19 protein-coding genes are annotated in these 26,671 nt (G+C 65.7%); 8 read left to right on the top strand and 11 right to left on the bottom strand.

The features are described from left to right. Positions 1–89 precede the first annotated feature (89 nt). Positions 90–1,490 carry an amino acid permease gene (locus QQZ18_RS08035; protein WP_284539878.1) on the top strand — a complete coding sequence of 467 codons (1,401 nt, stop codon included), beginning with the start codon at positions 90–92 and terminating at the stop codon, positions 1,488–1,490. 119 nt (positions 1,491–1,609) lie between these two features. Beyond that, the gene (locus QQZ18_RS08040; protein ID WP_284539880.1) at positions 1,610–2,620 is read left to right on the top strand and encodes an LLM class flavin-dependent oxidoreductase; all 1,011 of its coding nucleotides are present in this window, start codon (positions 1,610–1,612) and stop codon (positions 2,618–2,620) included. Between the two features lie 9 nt (positions 2,621–2,629). Here QQZ18_RS08040 and QQZ18_RS08045 read toward each other — a convergent pair whose 3' ends face one another. Beyond that, complete coding sequence (locus tag QQZ18_RS08045) at positions 2,630–3,625, bottom strand: aldo/keto reductase (RefSeq protein ID WP_284539881.1); 996 nt, start codon at positions 3,623–3,625, stop codon at positions 2,630–2,632. A gap of 192 nt (positions 3,626–3,817) precedes the next feature. Between QQZ18_RS08045 and QQZ18_RS08050 the strand changes: the two genes are divergently transcribed. After that, positions 3,818–4,975: an iron-containing alcohol dehydrogenase gene (locus tag QQZ18_RS08050; protein WP_284539883.1), complete on the top strand. Its 1,158-nt coding sequence runs from the start codon at positions 3,818–3,820 to the stop codon at positions 4,973–4,975. 109 nt (positions 4,976–5,084) lie between these two features. Here QQZ18_RS08050 and QQZ18_RS08055 read toward each other — a convergent pair whose 3' ends face one another. The 3 genes from QQZ18_RS08055 to QQZ18_RS08065 all read right to left on the bottom strand — a co-directional run bounded on the left by QQZ18_RS08055 (position 5,085) and on the right by QQZ18_RS08065 (position 13,191). After that, the gene (locus QQZ18_RS08055; RefSeq protein ID WP_284539886.1) at positions 5,085–10,562 is read right to left on the bottom strand and encodes an alpha-2-macroglobulin family protein; all 5,478 of its coding nucleotides are present in this window, start codon (positions 10,560–10,562) and stop codon (positions 5,085–5,087) included. Positions 10,563–10,705: 143 nt separating this feature from the next. After that, positions 10,706–12,547: a single-stranded-DNA-specific exonuclease RecJ gene (gene recJ / locus QQZ18_RS08060; protein WP_284539888.1), complete on the bottom strand. Its 1,842-nt coding sequence runs from the start codon at positions 12,545–12,547 to the stop codon at positions 10,706–10,708. Between the two features lie 65 nt (positions 12,548–12,612). Further along, on the bottom strand, positions 12,613–13,191 hold the full coding sequence (locus QQZ18_RS08065; protein ID WP_284539890.1) for a DJ-1/PfpI family protein: 579 nt from the start codon (positions 13,189–13,191) through the stop codon (positions 12,613–12,615). 273 nt (positions 13,192–13,464) lie between these two features. Here QQZ18_RS08065 and QQZ18_RS08070 point away from each other — a divergent pair, with 273 nt between their 5' ends. Beyond that, complete coding sequence (locus QQZ18_RS08070; protein ID WP_284539892.1) at positions 13,465–15,516, top strand: methyl-accepting chemotaxis protein; 2,052 nt, start codon at positions 13,465–13,467, stop codon at positions 15,514–15,516. Positions 15,517–15,602: 86 nt separating this feature from the next. Here the strand turns inward: QQZ18_RS08070 and eno are convergent, their stop codons facing one another. Continuing rightward, positions 15,603–16,880 (bottom strand): phosphopyruvate hydratase, encoded by a 1,278-nt coding sequence (gene eno / locus QQZ18_RS08075; protein WP_284539894.1) that lies wholly within the window; start codon positions 16,878–16,880, stop codon positions 15,603–15,605. A 475-nt stretch (positions 16,881–17,355) separates the two neighbouring features. On the opposite strand from eno, the gene QQZ18_RS08080 reads away from it, so the two are divergent. Then, entirely contained in the window at positions 17,356–18,627 is a 1,272-nt protein-coding gene (locus tag QQZ18_RS08080; RefSeq protein WP_284539896.1) for an NAD(P)/FAD-dependent oxidoreductase, read from the top strand. A 6-nt stretch (positions 18,628–18,633) separates the two neighbouring features. Here the strand turns inward: QQZ18_RS08080 and QQZ18_RS08085 are convergent, their stop codons facing one another. The 3 genes from QQZ18_RS08085 to QQZ18_RS08095 all read right to left on the bottom strand — a co-directional run bounded on the left by QQZ18_RS08085 (position 18,634) and on the right by QQZ18_RS08095 (position 21,454). Beyond that, the gene (locus QQZ18_RS08085) at positions 18,634–19,062 is read right to left on the bottom strand and encodes a GNAT family N-acetyltransferase (RefSeq protein ID WP_284539899.1); all 429 of its coding nucleotides are present in this window, start codon (positions 19,060–19,062) and stop codon (positions 18,634–18,636) included. A 77-nt stretch (positions 19,063–19,139) separates the two neighbouring features. Further along, the gene (locus QQZ18_RS08090; protein WP_284539901.1) at positions 19,140–20,522 is read right to left on the bottom strand and encodes a class II 3-deoxy-7-phosphoheptulonate synthase; all 1,383 of its coding nucleotides are present in this window, start codon (positions 20,520–20,522) and stop codon (positions 19,140–19,142) included. Positions 20,523–21,019: 497 nt separating this feature from the next. Further along, entirely contained in the window at positions 21,020–21,454 is a 435-nt protein-coding gene (locus tag QQZ18_RS08095) for a DUF1489 family protein (RefSeq protein ID WP_284539903.1), read from the bottom strand. Between the two features lie 182 nt (positions 21,455–21,636). Between QQZ18_RS08095 and QQZ18_RS08100 the strand changes: the two genes are divergently transcribed. Together QQZ18_RS08100 and QQZ18_RS08105 are read left to right on the top strand one after the other, a co-directional pair. Beyond that, positions 21,637–21,816: a hypothetical protein gene (locus tag QQZ18_RS08100; protein ID WP_284539905.1), complete on the top strand. Its 180-nt coding sequence runs from the start codon at positions 21,637–21,639 to the stop codon at positions 21,814–21,816. Between the two features lie 264 nt (positions 21,817–22,080). Then, entirely contained in the window at positions 22,081–22,281 is a 201-nt protein-coding gene (locus QQZ18_RS08105) for a hypothetical protein (RefSeq protein ID WP_284539907.1), read from the top strand. Here the strand turns inward: QQZ18_RS08105 and QQZ18_RS08110 are convergent. After that, complete coding sequence (locus QQZ18_RS08110; protein WP_284539909.1) at positions 22,271–23,185, bottom strand: LysR family transcriptional regulator; 915 nt, start codon at positions 23,183–23,185, stop codon at positions 22,271–22,273. The genes QQZ18_RS08105 and QQZ18_RS08110 overlap by 11 nt on opposite strands. Before the next feature lie 16 nt (positions 23,186–23,201). Then, on the bottom strand, positions 23,202–24,236 hold the full coding sequence (locus tag QQZ18_RS08115) for a YeiH family protein (protein ID WP_284539911.1): 1,035 nt from the start codon (positions 24,234–24,236) through the stop codon (positions 23,202–23,204). A gap of 226 nt (positions 24,237–24,462) precedes the next feature. Here QQZ18_RS08115 and QQZ18_RS08120 point away from each other — a divergent pair, with 226 nt between their 5' ends. Continuing rightward, complete coding sequence (locus tag QQZ18_RS08120; protein WP_284539913.1) at positions 24,463–24,675, top strand: hypothetical protein; 213 nt, start codon at positions 24,463–24,465, stop codon at positions 24,673–24,675. A gap of 17 nt (positions 24,676–24,692) precedes the next feature. Here the strand turns inward: QQZ18_RS08120 and QQZ18_RS08125 are convergent, their stop codons facing one another. Continuing rightward, the gene (locus QQZ18_RS08125) at positions 24,693–26,612 is read right to left on the bottom strand and encodes an ABCB family ABC transporter ATP-binding protein/permease (RefSeq protein WP_284539915.1); all 1,920 of its coding nucleotides are present in this window, start codon (positions 26,610–26,612) and stop codon (positions 24,693–24,695) included. Positions 26,613–26,671: the final 59 nt, after the last annotated feature.

Here is a 26,671-nt window from a genome sequence, read left to right on the forward strand (position 1 = left end):
AAGATAATAGCGATGGCTCCTGGGCTCAGACCCACTTTCCGCGGCAGCAGGCCGGCGGACAAGCAAGAACCAAATATCTGGGGGCTGGATTGAACCTCTCTAGAAAGAAAAGCGTCGCCGAACTGATGGCGCAGGTCGGCGGCAAGTCTCTGCCGCGCACGCTCGGCGCCTTCGACCTGTTCCTGATGGGCATCGGCGTCATCATCGGCACCGGCATCTTCGTGATGACCGGCGTCGCCGCCGCGACCTACGCAGGCCCCGGCATCATCCTGTCGTTCGCCTTCTCGGCGGTGGCCTGTGCCTTCATCTGCCTGGCCTACTCGGAACTCGCCGCCGCGCTTCCGGCCGCCGGCAGCTCCTATGCCTACAGCTATGCCGCCGCTGGCGAGTTCGTGGCCTGGCTGGTCGGTTGGAACCTGATCCTGGAATACACCGTGGGCGCGTCGGCGGTGGCCGCCGGCTGGTCGGCCTATTTCGTCGGCATCCTGAAGTCTGGCGGCATCGAACTGCCGCACGCGCTGACCGCCGTGCCGCACGATGGAGGCATCGTCAATCTCCCGGCCGTGCTGATCATCGCCTTCCTGACGTTCCTGCTGGTGCTCGGGGTAAAGGAGAGCATGCGCCTGTCGCGCATTCTGGTGTTCATCAAGCTCGCCGCGATCTTCCTGTTCCTGCTGCTGGCGACGCCGCACGTCACCCCGCAGAACTGGGTGCCGTTCCTGCCCTTCGGCATGCAGGGCATCACCGCTGGCGCGGCGATCATCTTCCTCGCCTACATCGGCTTCGACTCGCTGGCGACGGCGGCCGAGGAAACGAAGAACCCGCAGCGCAACATGCCGATCGGCATCATCGGCTCGCTGGTCGCCTGCACCGTGCTCTACATGGCCGTTTCCGCCGTGCTGACCGGCGTGGTGCCCTATACCGAGCTCAACAATGCCGAGCCGGTGACCTACGCGCTGCGCAAGATCGGCTACAACTTCGGTTCGGCCATTGTCGGCGTCGGCGCCATTGCCGGCCTGACCACGGTCTGCCTGGTTCTGATCTACGCCCAGACTCGCGCCTTCTTCGCCATGGCCCGCGACGGGCTTATTCCCGAGGGCATCTGCAAGGTGCACCCCAGGTTCGGCACGCCGCACATCGCGACGATCTTCGTCGGAACGATGATCGCCCTGATCTCCGGCTTCACGCCGATCGGCATCGTCGCCGAAATGTGCAACATCGGCACGCTGTTCGCCTTCATCGTCACATCGGCCTGCGTGCTGATCCTGCGCAAGACTCATCCCGACCTGAAGCGGCCGTTCCGCTGTCCGGCGGCTTGGGTGATCGCACCGCTGGCCATCATCTGCAGCCTGATCATCATGTCCGGTCTGCCGTTCGATACCTGGGTGCGCTTCGTCGTGTGGAGCGTCATCGGCGGCGTGATCTATCTCCTTTACGGGGCTCGTCACAGCAAGCTGTCGGACAACACGGCCGTCGTCCCGGCCGAGTAAGGGTCGCCGGCATTCTCGCCGATGGCCGCTCTCGCGATTGTCATCGGCGATGATGCCGCTTCCCCTTGATGCGAATGAGAGGCGGCGGCACATAAGAGGATCACCGCACGGAGACCTCCATGCCGCCGCTTTCGATTCTCGAGCTCGCCCGCGTCACCGAAGATACCGATGCCAAGGGCGCACTCGACAACGCCCGCGACCTCGCCCGCCATGCCGAGGGCCTCGGCTACCGGCGCATCTGGGTTGCCGAGCATCACAACATGCGCGGCATCGCCAGCGCCGCCACGTCGATCGTGATCGCCCATATTGCAGCGGGCACGTCGACCATCCGCGTCGGCGCAGGCGGCATCATGCTGCCCAACCACGCCCCCTACATCATCGCCGAGCAGTTCGGCACGCTAGCTCGCCTCTATGGCAACCGCATCGACCTCGGGCTCGGGCGAGCGCCCGGCACCGACCAGATGACGCTTCGCGCCATCCGCCGCCCACACGAGGCGGCGGAGAACTTCCCCGAGGACGTCATCGAACTTCAGGCCTATTTCGAACCGGCCGCCGAGGGACAGCGACTCGAGGCGGTACCCGCCGCCGGAACGCGCATACCGCTCTGGATCCTGGGGTCGAGCCATTTCGGCGCCATGCTGGCGGCCGAACTCGGCCTGCCCTACGCCTTCGCCTCGCATTTCGCACCCGACCTGCTGCTGCCGGCGCTCGACATCTACCGCAGCCGCTTCAAGCCGTCGGCGGCGCTCGAACGCCCCTATGCCATGGTCGGCGTCAACATCATCGCCGCCGACAGCGACGAGGAAGCAAGGCGCCTGTTCACCACGCAGCAAATGTCGTTCGCCGGCATCCGACGCGGCGCACGCACTCTGGCGAAGCCGCCGATCGACGATATCGACAGCTTCTGGACAGCCGAAGAAAAAGCCGTCGTCGACCGCATGCTGGCCCGTTCGATCGTCGGGTCGCCGCAAACGGTGCGACGCGGTCTCGACGATCTCGTCGGCGAGACCGGGGCCGACGAGATCATGCTGGTGTCCGATGTCTACGATCACGCCAAGCGGCTGAAATCCATCGCGCTGATCGCCGAGGCAGCCGGCTTGGCGGTTGGCGCCACGGCAGCGGCTCTCTGACGTTCCGCCTCAGTTGAACCCCGCCACGGCGTGCGGCACGTAAGGACCTTCGAGGGCGGCGATCTCGTCGGCCGTCAGGCGAACGTCGAGCGCTGCCACGGCATCGTCGATCTGCCCAGGCTTCGACGCACCGACGATGGGGGCCGAGACCTCGGCCTTCTGAAGCACCCAGGCGAGCGCCACCTGGGCGCGCGGCAGGCCACGGGCCTTGGCAATGGCCGCCACCGCTTCGACGATCTGGCGGTCGGAGTCTTCGGTGCCGTGGTAGAGCGTCTTGCCGAAGGCATCGAGTTCCTGGCGGCGGGAGACGCTGTCCCAGTCGCGCGTCAGGCGGCCGCGCGCCAGCGGGCTCCAGGGAATGACGCCGATGCCCTCGTCGCGGCAAAGCGGCAGCATCTCGCGCTCTTCTTCGCGATAGAGCAGGTTCAGATGGTCCTGCATGGTGACGAAGCGCGTCCAGCCGTTTCGCTCGGCGACATGCAGTGCCTTGGCGAATTGCCAGGCGAACATGGAGGATGCGCCGATGTAGCGGGCCTTGCCGGCCTTCACCACGTCGTGCAGCGCCTCCATGGTCTCCTCGATCGGCGTGCCGTAGTCCCAGCGATGGATCTGGTACAGGTCGACGTAGTCGGTGCCGAGCCGCTTGAGGCTGGCGTCGATGCCGGCGAAGATCGCCTTGCGTGACAGACCCGAAGCGTTCGGCACCTTGCGCGCCTCGTTGAAGGCCAGCGGGAAGTAGATCTTGGTCGCCAGCACGATCTCGTCGCGGCGGGCGAAATCCTTGAGCGCCCGGCCGACAATCTCCTCCGACGTGCCGTCGGAGTAGCTGTTGGCGGTGTCGAAGAAGTTGATGCCGACCTCTATGGCCTGCTTGATCAGCGGCCGGCTCTGGTCTTCCGGCAAGGTCCAGGGATGGGCGCCACGCTCGGGCACGCCATAGGTCATGCAGCCGAGGCAGATGCGCGAGATATCGAGACCGGTACGGCCGAGCTTGGTGTAGTCCATCGGAATCCCCTCGATCCATGCGATTTTGCGGCAAGCCTAGCAGGTTCGGCCCCGATGGAAAAAGTGCTTGCCGGCAGGCCAGCCGTGCGCCGGAAGCTCATCGGCGGCATAGACCGAAATCATCGGCAATGGCGATTTGTCGGCCGGGTCGCGTCGCGATAAAACCGGCGTCTCAGATCGTTCGAGGACGCCATGCAGAGCTTCACCTACTGGAACACCACCCGCATCCACTTCGGCAAGGGGCAGATCGCCCGCATCTCCGAGGAAGTGCCGGCCGATGCCCGCGTGCTCGTCACCTACGGTGGAGGTTCGGTGCTGAAGAACGGCGTGATGGATCAGGTGCGGGCGGCGCTGACCGGCCGAACGGTGTTCGAGTTCGGCGGTATCGAGGCCAATCCGCATTTCGAGACGCTGGTGAAGGTGGCGGACCTCGCCCGTGCCGAGAAGATCGACTTTCTCCTGGCGGTCGGCGGCGGATCGGTGGCCGACGGCACCAAGTTCGTGGCCGCCGCCGCCCTGTTCGAGGGCGATCCTTGGGACATTCTGGTGGAGCGGGGCACCAACGTCAGGGCGGCGCTGCCGGTCGGCTGCGTCATGACGCTGCCGGCCACCGGCTCGGAAATGAACCGCAACGCCGTCATCACGCGCGCCAGCACGCAGGACAAGCTGCCGATGAACTCGGTGCATGTGATGCCGCGCTTCTCGGTACTCGATCCGGAGACCACCTTCTCGCTGCCGCCGCGCCAGACAGCCAACGGCGTCGTCGACAGCTACATGCACGTGCTGGAGCAGTATCTCACCTATCCGGTCGGCGCCAAGGTGCAGGACCGCTTTGCCGAGGGACTGCTGCTGACCATCATGGAAGACGGCCCGGCGGCGCTCAGCGAGCCGACCAACTACGCCGTTCGCGCCAACCTGATGTGGGCGTCGACCATGGCGCTCAACGACCTGCTGTCGCGTGGCGTGCCAGGCGATTGGGCGACGCACCGCATCGGCCACGAGCTGACGGGCCTTTATGGGCTCGACCATGCCGCGACGCTGGCGGTGGTGCTGCCATCGCTGCTCAAGGTGAAGCGGGCACAGAAGCGGGAGAAGCTACTGCAATATGCCGAGCGGGTGCTCGGCATCACCAGTGGCAGCGAGGACGAACGCATCGACGCCGCCATCGAGCGGACACGGGACTTCTTCGAGGCGATGGGCGTCAGGACCCGCCTCGCCGACTACGGGCTCGACGCTCGCGTCATTCCGGAGGTGGCGGACAAGCTGCGCCAGCACTGGCAGGTGCCGCTTGGCGAGCACCGCGACGTCACGCCCGAGGTTGCCTCGAAAATCCTGGAACTGGCACTTTAGGACGCCAATTATTTCCAAGATGAATCAATAGACTGGCCGGGATCCTTCACAAAACGATGGATCTCGACCCCGTTGGGAAAAAGGGCGGCTGAGACCGCCCTTTTTTTGATCACTGCAGCGGACCGATCACTTCCACATGGCCGGCATCGGTGCGGGCCTGCCGTTCCGGCCGATACATGTCCTCGAGCGTTGCGGCCGGCAGGTTGAATCTGCCGGGCGCGATGGCGCGGGCCATGTAGGCGAACTGGAACTCCGTGGTGTCCTTCAGGTCGAAAGCCACGGTGAAGCGGTCGGTCTGGTATTCGGTGTGGGCGGCGTTGTCGAGCGGGGCCAGCCAGTCGAGCGCTGCCACGTCGCCCGCGCGCACCAGCGACGGGTTGTCGATGGCAAAGCCGGCCGGCAGCGGGTCGTTCAGCACGAGACGAGCCCAGCCGGACTGCGACGTGGTGACGGAGAGCACCACCACCATGCGGTCGCCCAGCTTGACCGCCGACGGATCGATCTCGTTGCCGTCGAGGTCGTAGTAGGCGCGGGTCAGTTCATAACCGTTGCCGCCGGCAGGCTCCGGCGTCTCGGGCACGCCGGTGACCGTCACCCTGGCGTCGACGACCGACTTGCCGACGTTCTTCACCGCCAGGCCCTTTGCGATGTCTCCGGCCTCGTACTTCGCCGTGAAGACGCCGTCATGCCGGCTGCCCCCGACGTCGAGTTCGGGCTTCAAGCCATCCTTCAGCATGGCGTGGGCGGCCAGAAGCATCCATGCCTTCTCCTGCGTCGAGGTATAGGCGCTGGCCTTGTAGAGCTTGCCCACCTCGCGGCTGAGGCCCTGATAGTCGAAGCTGGACAGCTTCGATTCCGAAGCCAGCGCCAGAACGGCGGCGCCATCGCGGAGATCGGAGCCATAGTCGGCGCGCCAGACGCGCGCGCTGTCCCGGCCTTCGTCGAGCAGGTCGAGGGACGAGCGGAACGCGCCCGAGGCCTTCTGACTGTCGCCATAAAGGGCAAGTGCTGCACCGAGCTGAGCCCGGGCGAGCGGCGTCCCGAAGGAGTCCAGCTTGGTTTCGGCATAGAAGCGCAGGTCGCCGATCGACGCACGCCCGTTGCGCGCCAGCACATAGAGGGCGTAGGCGACATCCTCACCACCATCGGTGAAGTCGGACGCGTAGGCGATACGGTTCTTGAGGTCGGTCACCGCCATGTCGTAGGCGACCGGCGGCACCGTGTAGCCCTTCTCCTTGGCGCGGGTCAGGAAGTCGGTGACATAGGCGTTGAGCCACAGATCTTCCGAGCCGGGGCCCCAAAGGCCGAAGGAGCCGTCCGAACCCTGGTTGACCAGGAGCGCGTCGATGGCCTTCTGCACCCGTTCGCGCACCGGCGCCTCGCCGGCAAGACCGGCCGCCAGGATGACGTCATCGAGATAGACCAGCGGCAGCGCGCGGCTGGTGATCTGCTCGGAGCAGCCATAGGGATACTTATCGAGCGCGTGGACGAGGCCCGGCAGGTCGATGCCGGCCACCGTGCCGACCGTCAGCGTCGCAACGCCGGTCGCAGGCTTGAGACCCGCGAACATGTCGGCCGTGAGCTTCAGCTCGCCGCTTCCCGGCTTCAGCGACATGTCGCTGACCCTGGTGACGGTGGGCTCGTTGTCGCGCACGCCGAGCGTCAGCGTCTTGGTGAACACCGTGCCGTCGGGCGCCGTCAACGCGGCGGTGATGGTTTCATCGCCGACGGCCTTGCCGGTGATCGGGATCAGCACGCGGGCCTTGCCCTTCTCGGCCAGGGACACCTTGGCCTTGGCGAGCTTCTCGTCGACACCGACGAGATCGCCGGCCGCCGTCACGTCGAGCGAGAAATCGCCCGTCGGCCCTTCGACATGGGTGAAATCGAGCGCGAGCCGCGAACGATCGCCCGGTGCGAGGAAGTTCGGCAGGGAGGCTTGGATCACCACCGGGTCGCGCACCAGCACGTCGCGCGAGGCATGGCCGACGCCAGTCTTCGACCAGGCGACCGCCATCAACTTCACCGTGCCGTTGAAGTCCGGCATCTTGAAGGAGGCATGGGCGAGCCCATCGGCGCCGACCTTGGTGACGCCCTGGAAGAAGGCGACCAGCCGCTCGGTGGGGGGCGGCCCCATCAGCTTGGAAATGCCGCCGCCATCGCCGCCGGTACGGACCTCGCCCAGCGCGCCGAGCGTGGTGTCGATCAACTGGCCATAGAGGTCGCGGAACTCGATGCCGAGCCGGCGCTGGGCAAAGTACCAGTCCTCCGGCGCCGGCGCCTTGAACTCCGTGAGGTTCAGGATGCCGACATCGACGGCCGCGATGGTGACGTAGGCGTCCTCGCCGGCCTTCGCACCGTCGACCTTGACGGCAACATTGAGGTCGGTCTGCGGCCGCATGTCCATTGGCGCGTCGATGGCGACGCCCAGCAGGCGCTCGCCGGGATCGACGCCGGCCCAGGCAAGGCCGAGCGCCCGCGACGGCATCCGTTTTTCGGCGATGTCCAGCGGGCGGAGCAGCGACGCCGTCACGTAGGCGCCCGGCCCCCAGTCGGCCGTGACCGGCAGTTCGATGGTCGAGCCGCCGGCCGGCACTTCAACCGTCTTCATTGCGATCAGCCGATCGTCAACCACCGACACCACGGCCACACCGGCAAAGCGCGGCTCGATATGGGCCTTCAGCGTGTCACCGATGGCGTAGCGCGGCTTGTCCAGTGTGATCTTAAGGAGATCGGGCGTTTCCTCCGAGGTCGTCGGCACATACCAGCCGGCCTCGAAGCCGGTCGACACCGGAATGAGCGCGCCGTCGGCGCTGGTAACGGTGAGCTGGTACTCGCCCCACTCGACGCGCGCCTCGATGCGGGCCGGCTGGCCGGGCTCGACATCGAGCTTGCCGTCGGCGACGCGGGTCGAGGTCTTGATGGCGTGGTAGTCCCAGGAACCGTCGCTCTGGTACCACTGATAGTTCGTCTGCACGCGGGACAGCGTCCAGTGAAGGTCCTTGGCGCCGATCTTGGCATAATCGGCGTCGAGCACCGCGACGTCGAAGGCGGCGTTGCCGCCCTCCTCCACCGATCCGTCGAACAGCGGCTTCACGCCGATCCGCTCGTGTCCGGTGGAGACCGGCAGCGTCATGCGACGCTCGACCGGCCGGCCGTTGGTGTCGAGCACGCGAACGTGGACGGCGGCCTGCAGCGGACGGGTGGTATCCGCGACCTCCGGCGTCGCCAGCGTGACGGCGGCATCGCCATTCTCGTCGGTGCCGTCCGACTGGACGTCCTGAACGGCCGAGGTGAAATCGTCGTCGGTGAGGCCGAAGCGATAGCCCGGCGCCGAGGGGATGTCGGCCGCCGGCGTCACGTAGACCTCGCCCTCGATGGCAAGGCCGGCCGCCGGAGCGCCGTAGAGCCAGTCGGCATGCAAGGTGGCATCCACGCTTTCGCCGACGTGCAGCAGGGTTGCATCGGTCTTCAGCGCGAAGTCGATGCGCTCGGGCTGGAAGTCTTCGACCTTGAAGGTCACCTCCTGCAGCGCCTCCGCCTTCGGGTCCGTGTAGGCGGCGGCGCGCCAGGTGCCGCGCTGCGCGCCACCGGGCAGGTCGAAGGTGAGATCGCGACCACCGGCACCCTCGTCGGCGGCAAGGCGGCGAATGAACTCGTTGCCGTCGGGACGGCGCACCACCAGCGTCAGCGGCACATCGGACAGCGCCGCGGCGGCCGGGTCGCGGGCGAGCACGGTGAGGTTCACCGCCTCGCCGGGCCGATAGACTCCGCGCTCCGTGGTCATGAAGACGTCGACCGGCTTCGGCGGATCGCGCCCCTCGACGCCGCGATCGGTCAGATCGAAGGCGGCCTTCTGCAAATTGAGGAAGGCAAAGTCGCCATCCTTCGTCGCCAGCAGAAGCTGCGGCGCCGCGCCGCCGGTGCCCTTGACGAGACCGGCATCGAAGCGCGCATAGCCCTGGTCGTCGGTGGTCGCCGATCCCAGCACGTCGTTGTCGTTGGCGATCAGCTTCAGCTCGACGCCGGCAACGGCCTTGGCGTCGCCGAGACCCCTGATCACCACGTGCAGGCCGTCGTTGCCTGTCATGGTGGCGAGGCCCAGATCGGAGACCACGAACCACTGCGTGGCGTCGGCTGACCACTCTTCCTTCTTGTTGATGTCGCGGACCACCAGCGCATAGACGCCGGGCTCCAGCGTCTTGACCAGTTCGCTCACGGGAACGGCCGTGGTCACCTCACGGTTGGTGTCGCGCTTGACGGCGATCTGGCCGGACCAGATCTCGCGCCCCTCGCGGTCGGCAACGGCATCGGCGCTCCACTTGTCCAGCTGGCTCAGAAAGCGGTCCTGGCCGACGGCGTTGACGAGGTTGCGGTCGCCGATCTTCAGAACGCGAGCGTCGAGCGTATCGACGTTGACCGACACCACGGGAATGGTGGCGTTCGGCGTCTTGGGCAGCACATAGGCCTTGCCGACGAAGCGGACCGACGGATCGCGGTCGCGCACGTAGATGTCGAGGTCGACGGTCTTGTTCAGCGTCTCCTCGCCGTCCTTGGCGGGCAGTCCCTTGCGGACGGTGACGTGATAGCGGTTGCCGTACTCGACACCGGCGGCGCAGATCTGGTTGTCCTCGGCCTCGATCTCAAGTCGTTCACCGCCCTCCACGGCGAAGTAGCCGGTGATCGACGGATCGTTGCGGGCGATGGGATCGGAGAAGGCGACGCAGATGCGCGGCGTCGACGATTGGGTGTCCACCGAATTGTCGGCGACGCGGAAGCCGTGCTGGGCAATCCAGTCGTCGTAGGCCGAGCGCCAGTCGGGATCGTCCTGCAATACCAGGCGGCGGCGCAGCGTCTTGATGCCGAGATCCCAGTTCTCGCGCGTCACGAAGGAGTTGGCGAGCGAGTTGAGAGCGGCGACCTGCTCGTCGACATCCGCCGCGCGCAGATAGGCGTTGACGGCGGCAGCCGTCGATTCCTGGACGAAGGTATCGTGCCGCTCGTTGTCCTGCGGCACCAGGATCGCCTGGTCGGAATAGCGCCACCAGAGGTCGTTGCGGTCGGGATCGAGGCGGATGGCCTTGCGCAGGCTATCGGCCGCCTTGAGATTGTCACCGGCGTCGCTCGCCTTGTCGGCGGCGGCGAGCAGCTTGTCGAGCTTGCCTTCCGCCGGCTCGTCGGCGATGGCGCCTTCCAGCTTGCGGGCCTCGTCGATGTAGCTCTGGCCGATGAAGCCAAGCTCGTCCCGGCGGGTATCGGCAAGAGCGGGATCGGTCGCCTCGGAGGTGACGATTCGCCCGGCCACCGCCCCGGCGAACGTGCGGAGGTCGCCCATGGTCCCCTTCTTGAAGCACCACTGAGCCTTGGTGTTGTAGGTGAAGGCAACGCAACGGTCGTCATCGACGCAGGCGGCCTCGCAATCGCCGAGTTCGACGCCCTTCAGCGTTTCGATGTCCTCGCCGAAATAATCGGCTCCCTCGGTGATGATCGCCCGTCGTTCGGCCGCCTCGCCCGGCGTGGCGAGAACGAGTCCCGCCGAGGAAAGACACACGAGCGCGAGAAGCCGCGCCAAACGCCGAACGGACACCATGGATATTCCCCTCGGAAACCGGCAGTCGGCCGGATAATGACATCAAAGAACGGCAACTGGATGAAAACACCTACTCCAGCAATAGCGGCAGGAACGACCGTCGGCAACTCAGCCAAAGGCGAAGTTCGCGTTGTGCAAGACGATCAGGGACGCGCCTTGGCGGGATCGGCGGCGTCGACCACGCGGATGTTGACGCGCGGCGCGCCCTGCCACCAGTCGAGATCGACATGACCGGCGATGTGCACCGAGCCACCCCGGTTGGCGGCGAGGAAATCGCCGAGCGGCTGGCCGACGGCGCGGAAGGCCATGGCCTTGACGCGGGTCCCGGCCGAGGAAGCCAGCGTCAGGCGAAGGTGATTGCGGCCGGCTGTGTCGAGATAGAGCAACCGGTGAGAGGGAAAGACGAACATCGGCTCCGGCTGGGCCGAGCCGAACGGGCCCACCCGCCCGATCGCCTCGATGAGTTCGGGTGTGGCGCCGTCGGCGGTGAGAGCCGCGTCGACCTCCAGCGCCTCGGCGGCGCGCGCCATCGCCACCCCGTCGGCAACGGCGGCTGACACGAAGGCACGGAACGCGTCCACCCCGTCCGCCGCCATCGAAATGCCGGCCGCCATGGCATGTCCGCCGCCCTTGGCGATCAGGCCGCGCTCCAGCGCGAGCCGCACCACGGCGCCGAGATCGATGCCGGGGATGGAGCGGCCCGAGCCGACCGCCCCGCCCTGCCCGTCAAGCGCAATGGCAAAGGTCGGGCAGCGGTAGCGCTCCTTGAGACGGGCGGCGACAAGGCCGACGATGCCGGGATGCCAATCGGCCGAGGCCTCGACGATCACCGGCGGCGCGGTTCCGCCGAGCCGCGCGACCACCATCAGCTCGGCGGCGTCCAACGCCTCCGCCTCGAGCGCCTGCCGTTCGCGATTGAGCCGGTCGAGCTCGACGGCGATGCGGCCGGCCGCCACATGATCGTCGGATATCAGCAGGCGCGCGCCGAGACCGCTGTCGCCGATGCGGCCGCCGGCATTGATGCGCGGCCCCAGCATGAAGGCAAGATTGTAGGGCGTTGGCGGCCCGTTGAGCTTGACCACGTCGGCGAGCGCGGCGAGGCCGCGGTTGCCGCGGGCTCTCAACACGGACAATCCCTTGACGACGAACGCCCGATTGAGACCGACAAGCGGCACCACGTCGCAGATGGTACCGAGAGCCACCAGATCGAGCAGCGCCAGGAGATCGGGGGGCGTCGTACCCTGCCGGTCGAACCAGCCGCGCCGCCGAAGCTCGCGGTTGACGGCGACCAGCGTCACGAAGGTGACGCCGACGGCGGCGAGATGGCCATGCCCGGAGAGATCGTCCTGCCGGTTGGGATTGACCAGCGCCAGCGTCGGCGGCAGCTCGACGCCCGCCTGATGGTGATCGAGGGCGACCACATCGAAGCCGCGCCGTCGCGCCTCCTCGAAAGCCTCGAAGCTCGATGTGCCGCAGTCCAGCGTCACGAGCAGCGTGGCGCCACCGGCCGCCAGTTCGCCGACGGCGCGCGGATTGGGGCCGTAGCCGTCGACGAGGCGATCGGGAATGTAGATGGCCGGGTCGAGCCCCTGGCTGCGCAGATAACGGACGAAGACCGCCACCGAGGTGGCGCCGTCAACATCATAGTCGCCAAAGACGGCCACCTTCTCGCCCCGCTCGACGGCATCGGCGATGCGGCCGGCGGCAGCCTCCATGTCGGTGAACAGCGAGGGATCTGGCAGCAGCGTGCGAAGCTGCGGGTTGAGGTAAGCCTCGGCGCTCTCGGCCGCCACGTCGCGGGCGGCGAGCAGCCGGGACACCACATCCGGCAGCCCGACCTCCTGGGCAATCTGGCGCGCAAGCGCTCCACCCCGTGTATCGAGCCGGTCGCGCCACGGGCGATCAGTCGCGGACCGGGTCACGCCGAGAACGGCGCGGCACCCGGCCGGCAGGGTCGGCGGAACAGATTCGGCTGGAGCGGTCATCGCTTCTCAATAGAGCAAGCGAGGCGGCCGCGAAAGCCAAACGGCCCGCGTAACGGGCAGACCTGTCACGCGGCGCGGTGTTCGGCCGAAATCATCGCCGAGAGCTGGTCGATTATCGGATGATCGGGCCAGATCAGTCCGAGCAGGCCGGTGGCAAAGCTCGCCGGTGCCGAACCCGGCGCGGTCACCAGCCCGCCGTCGATCACGGCGCGCGGCGTCTCCACGTAAAGCGTCCCGTCGTAGTCCGGCACGTGGTCCCGCACATAATCGGCGGCGTTGCTGGTGTGGCGGCGCCCTTGAAGAACGCCCGCCCGCGCGGCGGCCAGCGTGCCGCCGCAGATTGCGCCAACCGGACGCCCAGCCGCCAGCGCGGCCCGGATCACGGGGCCGACATCCGGAGCAGCGTCGGTTTCCCACACCGACGAGCCGATCACGGCCAAAGCATCGAAGTCGTCTACGGCGAGGGTCTCCAGCGCCGCTTCCGGGGTGACGCTCAGGCCGCCCATCGACCGCACGACACGCCCGCCGGGCGTATAGTGGTCGACACGAGCTCCGAGCCAGGCCCGGGCGGCGGCGGCAAACAGACCGAGTTCCCAATCGGCGAACTCGTCGACGAGCACGATGGCGATGCGCTTGGTGGTCATGGTCCGTCCTTTCGTGAAGTGAGTGGAGGCATTGTCGCGCGTTTCAGTGTCGCTTTGCGGCAGCAGCGTGCGCTCTTGCCCCCCAGGGCGTCCTTTTCTCGGCGTTTGACGCAATTCCACCGTATAAATAACTAAGTAAATCTAACAGCACTATTCAATATCCCGCAATCAACTTGGCAACTCCAAAACAATAAAAACAACGACAAGATCCTCGTTATGAATATTTAACGCCTCACCTCAACATAGTGTCGTGCTTGCTGAATGGGACGCACCATGAGCAGAACGACCGTTACTGGCTACGCGCTGATTTTGATTGGCGGCCTTGCTTTATTGGTTCTCCTCGTGGGGAGAGAACGGAGCGATCTGGCCGACGCGAAGGTGACCTATCGGGCCGCCATGAAGGCCGATGCCGAGCCGATCCAGGAGCGCATTGGCGAGCATATCGGCGAGATCTATCGCAACATCCGGACCATCAGCTTTCTGCCCAGCGTTCGCCGCATGACGCCGACCAGCGCGACGATCAGCGACGACGCCCGGGCATCGATCCAACAGATCTACAACAACCTCGCCAGCAGCGTTGCCGTTTCCGAAGTCTATCTGATCCCGGGGCCGTTCGATCCGAGCCACGTCGACCCCGCCACCGGGAAGACCCAGGTTCCGGCCCTGATGCTCGACGAGTTGATTACCGACAGCGGCAAGCAGGCGGCCAGCGAGACTGCGGCGGCCAGCAGCGTCACTGGAGTACCCGAGGAGGAAGATCAGGAATACGCGTTGATTGCCAAGCAGATAGAGTCTTTCAAAACGCAACACTCCGATCTGGCGAACATTTCCGATTTGGCGATCCCATTGCAGTCCGGCCCCGAGGTCATCACCTGCGATAACTCGCAGATGACATCGGCAAGCGACGACAAGGGACGGTCGGGACTGGTCTTCTCCGTGCCGATCTATGGCGTCGACAAGAAGGCCAGCGGCGTCGTATCGACGGTGATCCTGTCCAACGTCATCGGCGAAATGCTGCCAAGCCCCCATTTCGCGCTGGTCAATCCCGACTACGGCTACGTTGCCCTTCCGAAGGAAGCAGGCCAGGCCAACGCGTCTCTGGAGTTTGTCAAAAAGGGCATTCCCGACCCGGCGCTCATCGCCTCCTTCGTCGTTCCGGTGACCACTGCCGACAGCGAACACCCCTGGCTGCTGTGGGTCGGCCTGCCCAATGCCGAGTTCGACGCCAGCTCCGAAGTTCGAAACATACGCAACCAGTTCTGGGGTGGCCTTGCCGCGGACATTGCCGGAATGCTGGTGGCAGCGATCATCTGGTGGCTGATCCGCCGCAACCGGGCGCGTGCGGAAGCAAGCAAGTCCAACCTTCAGCGCAAGCTGGAGGAGCAGGCCCTGGAACTCTCCGAGGCCGAGCGCCTGCGCAACGAGGAACGGCTCGGCGAAGCAACGCAGAAACGGGAAATTCTTCGAAAAATGGCGCGGGAAGTGGAGCTGTCGACCGGCTCCGGCCTCGACCGTATCATTGAGGGAGCAGAGTCCCTCGAAACCCGGACGGCCGGCATGACGAACGTCATTGGCGACGTCCGGATCGCCTCCCAGCAGATCGCCGAGGCCGCGGAACGCTCGCACCGTCTCAACGCGACCGCCGCCAATCTGTCGGATCAGGTGATCGTCGCCATCAACGCTATATCCGACGACGTGCGCAGGAGCGCGGACGCCGGTCGCTCGGCGCTATCCTCGATGGTGGCGGCCCGCTCGGCTGTCGACGATCTGTCGCGCGCCGCCGCCGACATCGATCAGATTGCCGGGACGATCGCGACCATCGCCAAGCAGACCAATCTTCTTGCCCTCAACGCCACGATCGAGTCGGCGCGCGCGGGCGAACTGGGGCGAGGCTTCGCGGTGGTCGCCGGCGAGGTCAAAGCCCTGGCGTCGCAAACGGAAAAATCGACCTTCGAGGTTACGTCGAAAATCACCGAAATCCAGAACACGACGCGCCGTGTCGCGGAAGCGCTCAGCGATGCCGGCGCCACCGTCGAAACGCTGGGCGACACGACCGTCAACATGCTTGAGCGCGTTGACGGGCAGAGAGCGACCGTCGCCGACTTCACGGAAAAGCTGCGCGAGGCGCAAACGGCCGTCGCCGACGTCGGCAGCCGGATTGGCGCCATCAACACCGCCGTTGAAAGCACCTACACGCTGTCCTCCGACGTCACCGAAGTGACCAGAACGATCGAGCACTCCTCGCAGTCGCTGCGAGACGACGTTCCGAAGATCATCAAGGAGGCCATGGAGCGGGCGGATCCTCTCTCCGCGACGGCTGCCTGATCGGCTCATGCCACCCGGATCGATGGAAAAGAAAAGGCCCGGACGAACCGGGCCTTTCCTCAATTCTCGTGGGAAGCCAGAGAGGCTCAGGCGCCCTTGACGACGCTGCGGCCGGCGTACTTGGCCTGGCTGCCCAGCTCTTCCTCGATGCGGATGAGCTGGTTGTACTTGGCGATTCTGTCCGAACGGGCCAGCGAGCCGGTCTTGATCTGACCGCAGTTGGTGGCAACCGCGAGGTCGGCGATCGTGTAGTCTTCCGTCTCGCCCGAGCGGTGGCTCATGACGGCGGTGTAACCGGCCTTGTGGGCGGTCTCGACGGCGTCGAGCGTCTCGGACAGCGAACCGATCTGGTTGACCTTGACCAGGATCGAGTTGGCCGTACCGGCCTTGATGCCCTGGACGAGGCGCTGGGTGTTGGTGACGAACAGGTCGTCGCCGACCAGCTGGCACTTGCCGCCGATCTTGTCGGTCAGCTTCTTCCAGCCGGCCCAGTCGTCTTCCGACATGCCGTCTTCGATCGTGATGATCGGGTAGTCGGCGGCCAGCTTGGCGAGGTATTCGACCTGTTCGTCGATCGAGCGGACCTTGCCTTCGCCTTCGTAGTGGTACTTGCCGTCCTTGAAGAACTCGGTCGAGGCGCAGTCGAGGCCGAGGTAGACGTCCTTGCCGGGCTTGAAGCCGGCCTTCTCGATCGAGGCAACGATGAAGTCGAGCGCTTCGACGGCTGAGCCGAGGTTCGGAGCGAAGCCGCCCTCGTCACCGACGTTGGTGTTGTGGCCGGCCTTCTTGAGGCCCGACTTCAGGGTGTGGAACACCTCGGTGCCGATACGAACGGCATCGGCGATGGAGTCGGCGCCGACCGGCAGGATCATGAACTCCTGGAAGTCGATCGGGTTGTCGGCATGGACGCCGCCGTTGACGATGTTCATCATCGGCACCGGCAGGATGTGGGCGTTCGGGCCACCGACGTAGCGGTAGAGCGGCAGGCCGGCGGCCTCGGCGGCGGCCTTGGCGACGGCGAGCGACACGCCGAGGATGGCGTTGGCGCCGAGGCGGGCCTTGTTCGGGGTGCCGTCCAGCTCGATCATGGCCTTGTCGACGGCCAGGAGATCCTCGGCATCCATGCCGGCGATCGCCTTGTAGATCTCGTCGTTGACGGCGGCGACGGCCTTGGTCACGCCCTTGCCGAGATAACGGGAGCCGCCATCGCGCAGCTCGACCGCCTCATGGGCACCGGTGGAGGCGCCCGACGGAACGGCGGCGCGGCCGAAGGAGCCGTCTTCCAGAACGACGTCGACTTCGACGGTGGGGTTGCCGCGGCTGTCGAAAATCTGGCGACCGACGATATCGATGATGGCTGTCATTGTGCGATGCACTCCCAGTTGGATTGGGGTCGAATTCCTCAGAGAACCCGAGCGTTCTATAGACCGTCAGTGTGACGCTGCAAAGATGCGAACTGGCACGGATGTCAAGATTGTAATTGGTTTAGGTGAACCGTTTGACGACAGTTCGAATCGACTTGTCCGGCCGCGTCCAGAAGACCCTTTTCGGACGGGGATTGGAAGAGGGCATGGCCGCAGCCCGGGATGGGCGGTGCTCGAAGTTGCCCTCGTTTCCGCCTCGCCATTGAACCCATGGCCCGCACCGGAGTTACAACTTTGGTCGCGGCCATCCCGCCGCGGGGGCCATTCTCCCCTTCCTTCGGCGGTGTATCGCCGGTTTTCAGCCGAACTTACAATGGGTTGAAGGCGAACTTTCTTGACCCCGCGAGGTCCTCGACCATGCTTGCCACTTCACGGCCTTCGCCGGGATCGTCGTCACGAAAAGTCGGAGAGCATCATGGCCAGTCATCGCGTCGTCGTCGTTGGAAGCGGGTTCGCCGGTCTGCAACTGGTGCTCGACCTCAAGGGCGCTCCGGTCGACATCACGCTGATCGACCGGCGCAATCACCACCTGTTCCAGCCCCTGCTCTATCAGGTGGCGACCACGCTGCTGGCCACGTCGGAAATCGCCTGGCCCGTCCGGCGTCTGTTCCGCGACCGGCCGGACGTGAAGACGATTCTCGGTCATGTCACCGGCGTAGACAGACAGGAGAAGACCGTGCGGCTGAGGGACGGCACCATCGTGCCCTACGACACGCTGGTGCTGGCCACCGGCGCCCGCCACGCCTATTTCGGCCACGACGAGTGGGAGGCCTTCGCGCCGGGCCTCAAGACGCTTGAGGATGCCACCACCATCCGGCGGCGCGTGCTGCTGGCCTTCGAACGGGCGGAACTGGAAACCGATCCCGAGACGCGGCAGGCCTTGCTCACCTTCGCCATCATCGGCGGCGGCCCGACCGGCGTCGAACTTGCCGGCATCATCGCCGAACTGGCCCATCGCACGCTGGTCGACGAGTTCCGCTCGATCGACACGCGCAGCGCCCGCATCCTGTTGATCGAGGCGGGGCCGCGCATCCTGGCGGCATTCACCCCCGATCTGTCGCAGTACGGCGCCAAGGCGCTGGAGAAGCTCGGGGTGACGGTGCGGACCGGAGTGCCGGTGACGGACATTTCCGCCGAAGGCGTCCGCGTCGGCGAGGAGTTCGTGCCGGCGAGGACGGTGCTGTGGGCGGCCGGCGTTCAGGCCTCGCGCGCCGCCGAGTGGCTCGGCGCACCGGCCGACCGGGCCGGACGGGCCATCGTCGAACGCGATCTCACCGTTCCCGGCGCGGCCGATATCTTCGTGATCGGCGATACGGCGTCGGTGACGACGGCCGATGGAAAGCCGGTGCCGGGCGTGGCGCCGGCCGCCAAGCAGCAAGGCGCCCACGTGGCGCGGGTCATCCGAAGCCGACTCGCCGGCAAGCCGGAGCCGGGGCCGTTCGCCTACCGGCACCAGGGCAACCTGGCGACCATCGGGCGCAGCGCCGCCGTCGTCGATTTCGGCCGGATCAAGCTGAAAGGCGCCATTGCCTGGTGGGTGTGGGGCATCGCCCACATCTATTTCCTGATCGGCACCCGCAGCCGCTTCGCCGTGGCCTGGAGCTGGCTGTGGATCTTCATGTCCGGCCAGCACTCCGCACGCCTCATCACCCAGAAGGAGACGCTGAAGGACGAGAACGGCCGGTAGAGAAGTTCACACGGGCTTTTCGGCCAGCACGAAGCGGGTCATGCCGGCGCCGAGCCGGTCGGTCGGGCGGCGGGTGAAGCCGAACTTCTCGTAGAAGCCTTCCTTGCCCTCGGCAGCCATCAGCCCGATCGTGGCGCCATGCGGCGCCCGCCTCAGCACCTCGTCGAGCAGCGCCTCGACGATCAGCCGGCCGACACCCTGCCCTCGAAAGTCGGGGCGAACGATGATGTCCTGCAAATAGAAGTAGAGCACGCCGTCGCCAACGACGCGGCCAAAACCGGCGACGCGGTCGCCATCGCGCGCCGCGACGCCCAACAGCCCGGCCGCCAACGCCCGCTCGGCGATGGCCGGTTCGACGGCGCCCCAGCCACAGGCGGCGCGCAGCTCCACAAACTCCTCGGCCGTCGGCGGCACGGTGGACAGTTCGATAGCCATCGATCACGCTCCTACAGATGCAAAAGGCGCCCCTTCCGGAGCGCCTTTCTTACTTCAACCCACCTCGAGCGGCTCTGTCACTCGCCGGCGATCGCCCATTCCATGGGCTCGCGGCCCTCGCGCGTCTTCTTGATGCGCTCGGCAACCAGGAAGGCAAGCTCCAGCGCCTGATCGGCGTTGAGGCGCGGATCGCAATGGCTGTGGTAGCGATCCGACAGCTGTTCGCCGGAGATGGCCACGGCGCCGCCGGTGCATTCGGTGACATCGCGCCCGGTCATCTCGATATGGATGCCACCGGGATGGGTACCCTCGGCAGCGTGCACGTCGAAGAAGGCGCCGACTTCCTTCAGGATGCGGTCGAACGGCCGCGTCTTGTAGGAATTGAGCGTGATGGTGTTGCCATGCATCGGATCGCAGGACCAGACCACCGTGCGGCCTTCGCGCTGAACCGCCCGGATGAGGCCGGGCAGATAGTCGCCCACCTTGTCGGCGCCATAGCGGGTGATCAGCGTCAGCCGGCCCGGCTCGTTGTCCGGGTTCAGCGTATCGATCAGCCGGATCAACTCGTCCGGCGCCAGCGACGGGCCGCACTTGAGGCCGATCGGGTTCTTGATGCCGCGGCAGTATTCGATATGGGCATGGCCGGGCTGGCGGGTGCGATCGCCGATCCAGATCATGTGGCCGGAGGTGCCGTACCAGTCGCCAGTGGTCGAGTCGACGCGGGTCAGCGCCTGCTCGTAACCAAGCAGCAGCGCCTCGTGGCTGGTGTAGAAATCGGTCGTCCGCATCTCCGAGACGCTTTCGGGATGAATGCCGCAGGCCCGCATGAAAGCGAGGCTCTCGGTGATGCGGTCGGCATATTCCTGATAGCGCGACGACTGCGTGCCCTTGACGAAGCCGAGCGTCCACTTGTGGACGTTGTCGAGATTGGCGTAGCCGCCGCTGGCGAAGGCGCGCAGCAGGTTCAGCGTCGCCGCCGACTGCCGGTAGGCCATTTCCTGGCGCTGCGGATCGGGAATGCGCGCTTCCGCCGTGAACTCCATGCCATTGACGATGTCGCCCCGGTAGGACGGCAGCTCGACGCCATCGATGATCTCGGTCGACTTGGAACGCGGCTTGGCGAACTGGCCGGCAATGCGGCCAACCTTCACCACCGGCTGGGCGGCGCCGTAGGTCAGCACCACCGCCATCTGCAGGAAGACGCGGAAGAAGTCGCGGATGTTGTCGGCGCCGTGCTCGGCGAAGCTCTCTGCACAGTCGCCGCCTTGCAGCAGAAAGGCTTCGCCAGCAGCCACCTTGGCAAGCGACTTCTTCAGCTTGCGGGCCTCGCCGGCAAACACCAGCGGGGGATAGCTCGCCAGACGCGCCTCGACGGCGGAAAGTGCCGCCTGATCGGGATAGAAGGGCACCTGCTCAACGGGCAAGGCACGCCAGGAATCGGGCTTCCAGGTGGTGGGCATGACGCGACTCTTCTTCTAGATGCGTCGCCCCGCGGAAACCGCCGCGGAGCAGTCCGAATTTGGCGCCTTGTACATGAGGCGCCGGTGAAGCACCACCACTAATGCGCAATGCGCAGTTGGGGTGGTGTTGAAGGCGGTGGCCCCGGTCCGCCCGGTCCGGCATCGGGGCCGGAGGCGGACGATCACTGAGCCCCAAATGCAAAAACCCCGCCTTTCGGCGGGGCTCGTTCTCGCGCTGGGCCTGTCAGTCAGACAGCTGCGGAACCGGCCACGCCGAAGCGGCATGCCACGCATAAAAGCCCATAAAGCCGTAAGAGGTCGGAACCGCGGCCCGCGAAAGCGGGGCGGTCAATGATGTCCGGATGTGCTGAGTGCGCAACATGGATATCGTCCGACGGGTCGCTTCCGCAAAGACTGCCGAAGCAAAGTTGACGGACAAGAACCATCGCGCGCCGATCACGTCAAGAAAAATCGCTTAGAGTCCGACCAAGGAAGCGTCAGATCAGCGCCAGGTCCCTCAGCGCCCGACGCATGCCTTCGGGAATCTCTCCATCGATTTCCGACTGCCGGATATCGGCGGGGGCTTCCTTGTCGGGAAGGTAACGCCAGCCCTGGAAGGCGCGACAGGGCTTGTATTCGGTGCGATGAAGCTCCGGATCGAGCACGATGCCGCAGCGGTCGATGCCGTCGCCGCCGCGCATCGGCCGCAGCTCCAGAATCCGCTGGCGGACCTGCACGATGCCCTTGATCACCCAGTAGAGCGAACCGCCGTCCAGAATCTCGTCGACGCGCTTGGGAAACATGCGCGTGACATGAATACGCTCATAGCCCTCGCCACGAGCGGCGTGAACCAGCACCTCCTCGCGGTACCACTGGTCGAGCTCCTCGACCGTTTCGACGCCGACGCAGAGCTTGATGATGTGAAGCGGCATTCCAGGTTTCCAAAACGCGGGTCCGTTCCGCCTATCATGGTTTGCGACCTCAGGCGATACAAGTCGTCGAGAGCAAGGAGCTCTCCCAAACGACCGACAGACATTCGACAGGTCGGCTGATGCATCCTACCGCCGGGCAAGCCCGGAACCTCCCCATGGGTCTGCCCGTCTGGAGGTATTGCATGAGCATCTCATCCGTCAGCTACCGGCCGACACCGGCCCTTGGCGCACCGCGCCCAAGCGAAGCCGCCGAGGCGTCGGGCCCGGACCACGATGGCGATGCGGACGACGTCGGAGCGGTTGCTCCGGCCAAGTCATCTCTCGCCACCGGCATCGGACAACTCCTGGACATGCTCGCGTAACGGGTCCTCACCGGCGTTCCCAATCGATACGCGCCCTGCCCCCGCACGGCGCGTATTTTCTTGAAGCTGGATATCCACCATTGGCGTAACTGGAAAGAGCAAGGGATGGCACGATTTCGCAGGGCCATTAACCGAGCCTTTCCGAAGCCTTCAAACCACTGATGTTTTTCAATTTTTTGCGCTTAACGCCGAGCGTCGACAGCGCCATATTACGTGTGGCGGTCCATGAAAGGTGAACCGCCAGACCATGCCAGGAGGCCGACAATGAACATTGGCAGCGCCACCCAGAGCACCCAGATCTCCACCGCCATGCGCCAAGCCGCGAGCGCGGAGAGCAAGCCGTCCGAACGGGAGCCGGATCGTGACCGCGACGATACGCTCCTGCAAGCCCAGCCCGTTCCGGCTAAGCCGATCCCGGCTGCCGTCGGCAAGGGCATGGGGCTCCTCGTCGACGTCAGCGTGTAGTGCGCACCGGCGCCCCGCCGAAGGGACCGGGCCGCACGAGGTCGACGAAGGCCGCCGCCGCTCTGCCGAAATAGCGTTCGCGGTGACGAAGGGCGTGAAAGCTGCGGCCGGGAAGCGGCGTTTCGACCTGCACCAGGGTTCCCGCCGCGAGCGCGGCGCCGACGGCCATGCGCGAAAGAACGGTGATACCCGCGCCGGCCACAACGGCGGTACGGACGGTTTCGTTCGACGGCAGTTCCAGCGCCACATCGGCTTCGGTCGCGGACAAACCGTAATGGGCCAGCACCTGTTCAAGCGCGACGCGCGTTCCGGACCCTTTTTCCCGCAACACCCAGCGAGCCGCCGCGAGACGCTCCGCCATGCCGCCGCCCGTGGCAAGCCACGGATCGGTGGGAGCGGTCACCAGCATCAGCTCGTCTTCGAACAGCCGATCGACGGCAAGACTCGGCTCGTCCACCGGCCCCTCGATGAACCCGACGAGCGCGGCGCCCTCGCGCAACCGCCCGGCGACAAACTCCGTGTTGCCGAGTTCGAGCGTAACGCGGATACCGGGATAGCTGGCGGCGAAAGCCTGGATGACGCGTGGGATCCAGTAGGTGCCGATGGTCTGGCTGGCTGCGATCGCCAACTCGCCGCGGCGGAAATCGGCCAGGTCGGACAGCACCGCCTCGCCATCGGCGGCGCGTACGAGAATGGCCCTCGCCTCGTTCAGAAAGGTACGGCCGGCGTCCGTCAACGCGATACGGCGGCCGATGCGGTCGAACAGCTTGATCGCATAGCGGCCTTCCAGCGCGGTGATGGCCGCACTGACCGCCGACTGAGTGAGGTGCAAGTCGTGCGCGGCCTGGGTCACATGCTCGCGCTCGGCGACGGCGACAAAGATACGAAGCTGTTCGAGGGTCATGTCCGGAGCCTGGAGATCATGTCAGCCTTATCAAGATCAGGCTCAGGCTGGCAATGAAAAGGCTGGCAAGCGCACCGGTCAGCGCCGGCTTCATGCCCCTCGCCTTCAGTTTGACGACACTTGTCTCGAGCCCCATGGCGGCGAGCGCCATGGTCAGCAGGAAGGTGCTGACCATGCTGGTGTCGGCTTTGAGCGGCGCGGGAATGCTGACAAGGCTGTTGACGGCAACCAGTGCGATGAAGCCGAGCACGAACAGCGGCAGGGGCGCCTTGGGGCGCTCGCCCCCCGCTTCCCCAAGAGACGGCAGGAAAGCGGCCATGGAGAAGACCATCGGCGCCAGCGTCATGACGCGCGTCAGCTTGGCGACGGTCCCGAAGTCGCCGGCCTCGCGTCCGACGGCGAAGGTTGCCGCCACCACCTGGGCGATCTCATGGATCGAGGAGCCGGCCCAAAGGCCGTAGTCGCGCGGCGCCAGATCGAGAATGCCTTGCAACAAGGGATAGGCGAACATGGCGATGGAGCCGAACACCGTGACGCAGGCGACGGCATAGGCGACGTCCTCGTCGCGGGCGTCGACCACCGAGTTGGCCGCCGCGACCGCCGAAGCGCCGCAGATCGACGTTCCCGCCGCGATGAGACGGGTGAGGCGCGGATCGGCGCCGATGAGCCGGCCGACGGAAAGAGTGAACAGGAAGGTGGCGCCGACGGCGACAAGGATGATGGCAACGCCCCGCACGCCGGTTTCGGCCACCTGAGAAAAGGTGAGCTGCACGCCGAGCAGAATGATCGCCAACCGCAACAGCCGCCGCATCGAAAAGCCGATGCCGGCGGTGAGCGCGCCGTGGGTTCCGATGGTGTTGCGGATCAGGATCCCCAGCGCAATGGCGATGATCATCGGGCTGAAATCATGGACGCCGGGCAGCATCCTGAGGCCGTAGGCAAGGCCAGCGATCGCCGCGCAGGCACCGATGCCGGGCAGTGCGCGGGCGACGGCGCCATAGGAACCAAGAAAGAGAACCGGTTTCGGCGTATCGACAGATTGTTGGAACATTTTACCCTGACGCGACCATCCATTGCGATGGATTTCCTATCGCTCAGGTGCTTCGCGCAAACCAACGCATTGTCCTGCACAAACCGTTCGCCTCGATCGAACGGTTTCGGAAAACGGTCGCTCCGTGCCGATACACTTTCGTACAGATTGAGACCGCTTCAATCGAATCCCCGGCCTCGGTCGGACCTATGCTGGCTCCGGCATACCAACTTGGGGGATTTCGATCATGAAGGGCTTTCTCGCAGGCATCGCCGTCACGATGCTGCTGCTCGCCGCGTTTCCATCTCTGGGCCGCTGGGCCACCGCACTGCCATACAGGGCGCTCGCGACACTCGGCCAGCCAACCGGAAGCGTTCCCACCGGATGGCAAGGCGCCGGCCGTGGCGGACGAACAACCTATGGCTGCCCGCGCGCCATGTCCGCCAGCTATGACGACTGACGAGAGCCGAACCGGAATCACACGGGCTGGTCGGCCCGATCGTTCTTGCTACCCGACCCGAGAATGCCGAGATCGTCCTCGGCCTTGACGCGGGCAAGACGCGCCTCCGCCTCGTCGGCCTCGCGCTGGCGTGCCCACATGGTGGCGTAAAGGCCGCCCTTGTCGATGAGTTCGGCATGCGAGCCGCGCTCTGCGATGCGCCCCTTCTCCAGCACGATGATCTCGTCGGCGTTGACCACGGTCGACAGACGGTGGGCGATGACCATGGTGGTCCGCCCCTCCGCAACCCGGTCGAGTTCGGCCTGGATCTCGCGTTCGGTGTTGGTGTCGAGCGCCGATGTCGCCTCGTCGAGGATGAGGATCGGCGGCGACTTCAGGATGGTGCGGGCGATGGCGACGCGCTGCTTCTCGCCGCCGGACAGCTTGAGGCCACGCTCGCCGACCGGCGTTTCGTAGCCACCCGGCAATCCCTCGACAAAATGGGCGATACGGGCCTGCCGCGCCGCCTCGCGCACCTCCTCGGGGTCGGCATCCGGCCGGCCGTAGCGGATGTTGTAGAAGATGGTGTCGTTGAACAGCACGGTGTCCTGGGGAACCATGCCGATGGAGGAGCGCAAGGACTCCTGCGTCACTTCGCGAACGTCCTGGCCATCGATGGTGATGCGGCCGGACGTGACGTCGTAGAAGCGGAACAAGAGCCGGGACAGCGTCGACTTGCCGGCTCCCGACGGACCGACCACCGCGACCGTCTTGCCGGCCGGGATTTCGAACGTGATGCCCTTCAGGATCTGGCGATCGGGATCATAGGCAAACTGCACGTCTTCGAAACGAACCGAACCGCCTTGCACCTTGAGCTGGCCGGCGTCGGGCGCATCGATGATCTCGGCCGGTTCGCTCAGAAGGTCGAACATCTGCTCGAGGTCGGTGACGCCCTGGCGGATCTCGCGATACATGAAGCCGATGAAGTTGAGCGGAATGCCGAGCTGCATCAACAGGGTGTTGAGCAGAACGAAGTCGCCGAGCGTCTGCGTGCCGGCCACCACTTCGTGCGCCGACATCACCATGCACAGGGCGACGCCGACGGTGAAGATCACCGCCTGCCCCATGTTGAGCCAGGACAGGGAATACCAGGTCTCGTTGGCTGCCGCTTCGTAGCGTTCCATGGCGACGTCGAAGCGGGCGGCCTCCATCTTCTCGTTGCCGAAATACTTGACCGTCTCGAAGTTCAACAGGCTGTCGACCGACTTGGTATTGGCGTCGGTGTCGCTGTCGTTCATGCGGCGGCGAATGGCGATGCGCTTGTCGGAATAGCGGATCGAGAACCAGACGTAGAGCCAGATGGTGACGCCGATCACCAGCAGATAGCTGAAGCCGAAGTTGACGACGATCACGACCGCCGACAGCGCGAACTCCAGCACCGTCGGCATGGCGTTGAGGATGGTGAAGCGAACAATGGATTCGATGCCCTTGACGCCACGGTCGATGACGCGGGTCAGGCCGCCAGTGCGCCGCTGCAGATGGAAGCGCAGCGACAGGCGGTGCATGTGGACGAAGGTCAGATTGGCAAGGCGGCGAACGGCATACTGGCTGACGTTGGAGAACAGCGCATCGCGCAGGTTGTTGAAGCCGTTCAACAAGATGCGGCCGATGTTGTAGGCCACGACCATGGCCACCGGATAGGTGAGCCACATCAGCGTCTGCTCGGGCACGTTCGCCTTGGGCGCCAGCGCGTCGGTGGCGAAGGCGTAGAGATAAGGCACGAGGACGGTGATCACCTTGGCGAGCACCAGCGCCGCCATGGACAGCACCACGCGCATCCTGAGATCGGCGCGCCCGTCCGGCCACATGTAGGGCCACAGCTGAGAAAGGGTCGTCCATAGCGACGTATCGCCGCTGATCTTGGCCTTGCCGTCGGCGCGGGGATCGACTGAGCTCATGGTCCACCGGAAAAACGTTGCTTAAAAAACCGCCCGACGCGAACGCGCCGGGCGGCTTG

The sequence above is a fragment of the Pleomorphomonas sp. T1.2MG-36 genome (genome assembly GCF_950100655.1).
Lineage (GTDB): Bacteria > Pseudomonadota > Alphaproteobacteria > Rhizobiales > Pleomorphomonadaceae > Pleomorphomonas.

What these genes read in the sequence shown, in the direction of transcription:
- QQZ18_RS08090 (WP_284539901.1), bottom strand. Translation starts at nt 20,522, where the DNA reads ATGCCCACCACCTGGAAGCCCGATTCCTGGCGTGCCTTGCCCGTTGAG.
- QQZ18_RS08050 (WP_284539883.1), top strand. Translation starts at nt 3,818, where the DNA reads ATGCAGAGCTTCACCTACTGGAACACCACCCGCATCCACTTCGGCAAG.
- QQZ18_RS08045 (WP_284539881.1), bottom strand. Translation starts at nt 3,625, where the DNA reads ATGGACTACACCAAGCTCGGCCGTACCGGTCTCGATATCTCGCGCATC.
- recJ (WP_284539888.1), bottom strand. Translation starts at nt 12,547, where the DNA reads ATGACCGCTCCAGCCGAATCTGTTCCGCCGACCCTGCCGGCCGGGTGC.
- QQZ18_RS08085 (WP_284539899.1), bottom strand. Translation starts at nt 19,062, where the DNA reads ATGGCTATCGAACTGTCCACCGTGCCGCCGACGGCCGAGGAGTTTGTG.
- QQZ18_RS08125 (WP_284539915.1), bottom strand. Translation starts at nt 26,612, where the DNA reads ATGAGCTCAGTCGATCCCCGCGCCGACGGCAAGGCCAAGATCAGCGGC.
- QQZ18_RS08100 (WP_284539905.1), top strand. Translation starts at nt 21,637, where the DNA reads ATGAGCATCTCATCCGTCAGCTACCGGCCGACACCGGCCCTTGGCGCA.
- QQZ18_RS08070 (WP_284539892.1), top strand. Translation starts at nt 13,465, where the DNA reads ATGAGCAGAACGACCGTTACTGGCTACGCGCTGATTTTGATTGGCGGC.
- QQZ18_RS08110 (WP_284539909.1), bottom strand. Translation starts at nt 23,185, where the DNA reads ATGACCCTCGAACAGCTTCGTATCTTTGTCGCCGTCGCCGAGCGCGAG.
- QQZ18_RS08105 (WP_284539907.1), top strand. Translation starts at nt 22,081, where the DNA reads ATGAACATTGGCAGCGCCACCCAGAGCACCCAGATCTCCACCGCCATG.
- QQZ18_RS08055 (WP_284539886.1), bottom strand. Translation starts at nt 10,562, where the DNA reads ATGGTGTCCGTTCGGCGTTTGGCGCGGCTTCTCGCGCTCGTGTGTCTT.
- QQZ18_RS08115 (WP_284539911.1), bottom strand. Translation starts at nt 24,236, where the DNA reads ATGTTCCAACAATCTGTCGATACGCCGAAACCGGTTCTCTTTCTTGGT.
- QQZ18_RS08080 (WP_284539896.1), top strand. Translation starts at nt 17,356, where the DNA reads ATGGCCAGTCATCGCGTCGTCGTCGTTGGAAGCGGGTTCGCCGGTCTG.
- QQZ18_RS08040 (WP_284539880.1), top strand. Translation starts at nt 1,610, where the DNA reads ATGCCGCCGCTTTCGATTCTCGAGCTCGCCCGCGTCACCGAAGATACC.
- QQZ18_RS08120 (WP_284539913.1), top strand. Translation starts at nt 24,463, where the DNA reads ATGAAGGGCTTTCTCGCAGGCATCGCCGTCACGATGCTGCTGCTCGCC.
- QQZ18_RS08065 (WP_284539890.1), bottom strand. Translation starts at nt 13,191, where the DNA reads ATGACCACCAAGCGCATCGCCATCGTGCTCGTCGACGAGTTCGCCGAT.
- eno (WP_284539894.1), bottom strand. Translation starts at nt 16,880, where the DNA reads ATGACAGCCATCATCGATATCGTCGGTCGCCAGATTTTCGACAGCCGC.
- QQZ18_RS08095 (WP_284539903.1), bottom strand. Translation starts at nt 21,454, where the DNA reads ATGCCGCTTCACATCATCAAGCTCTGCGTCGGCGTCGAAACGGTCGAG.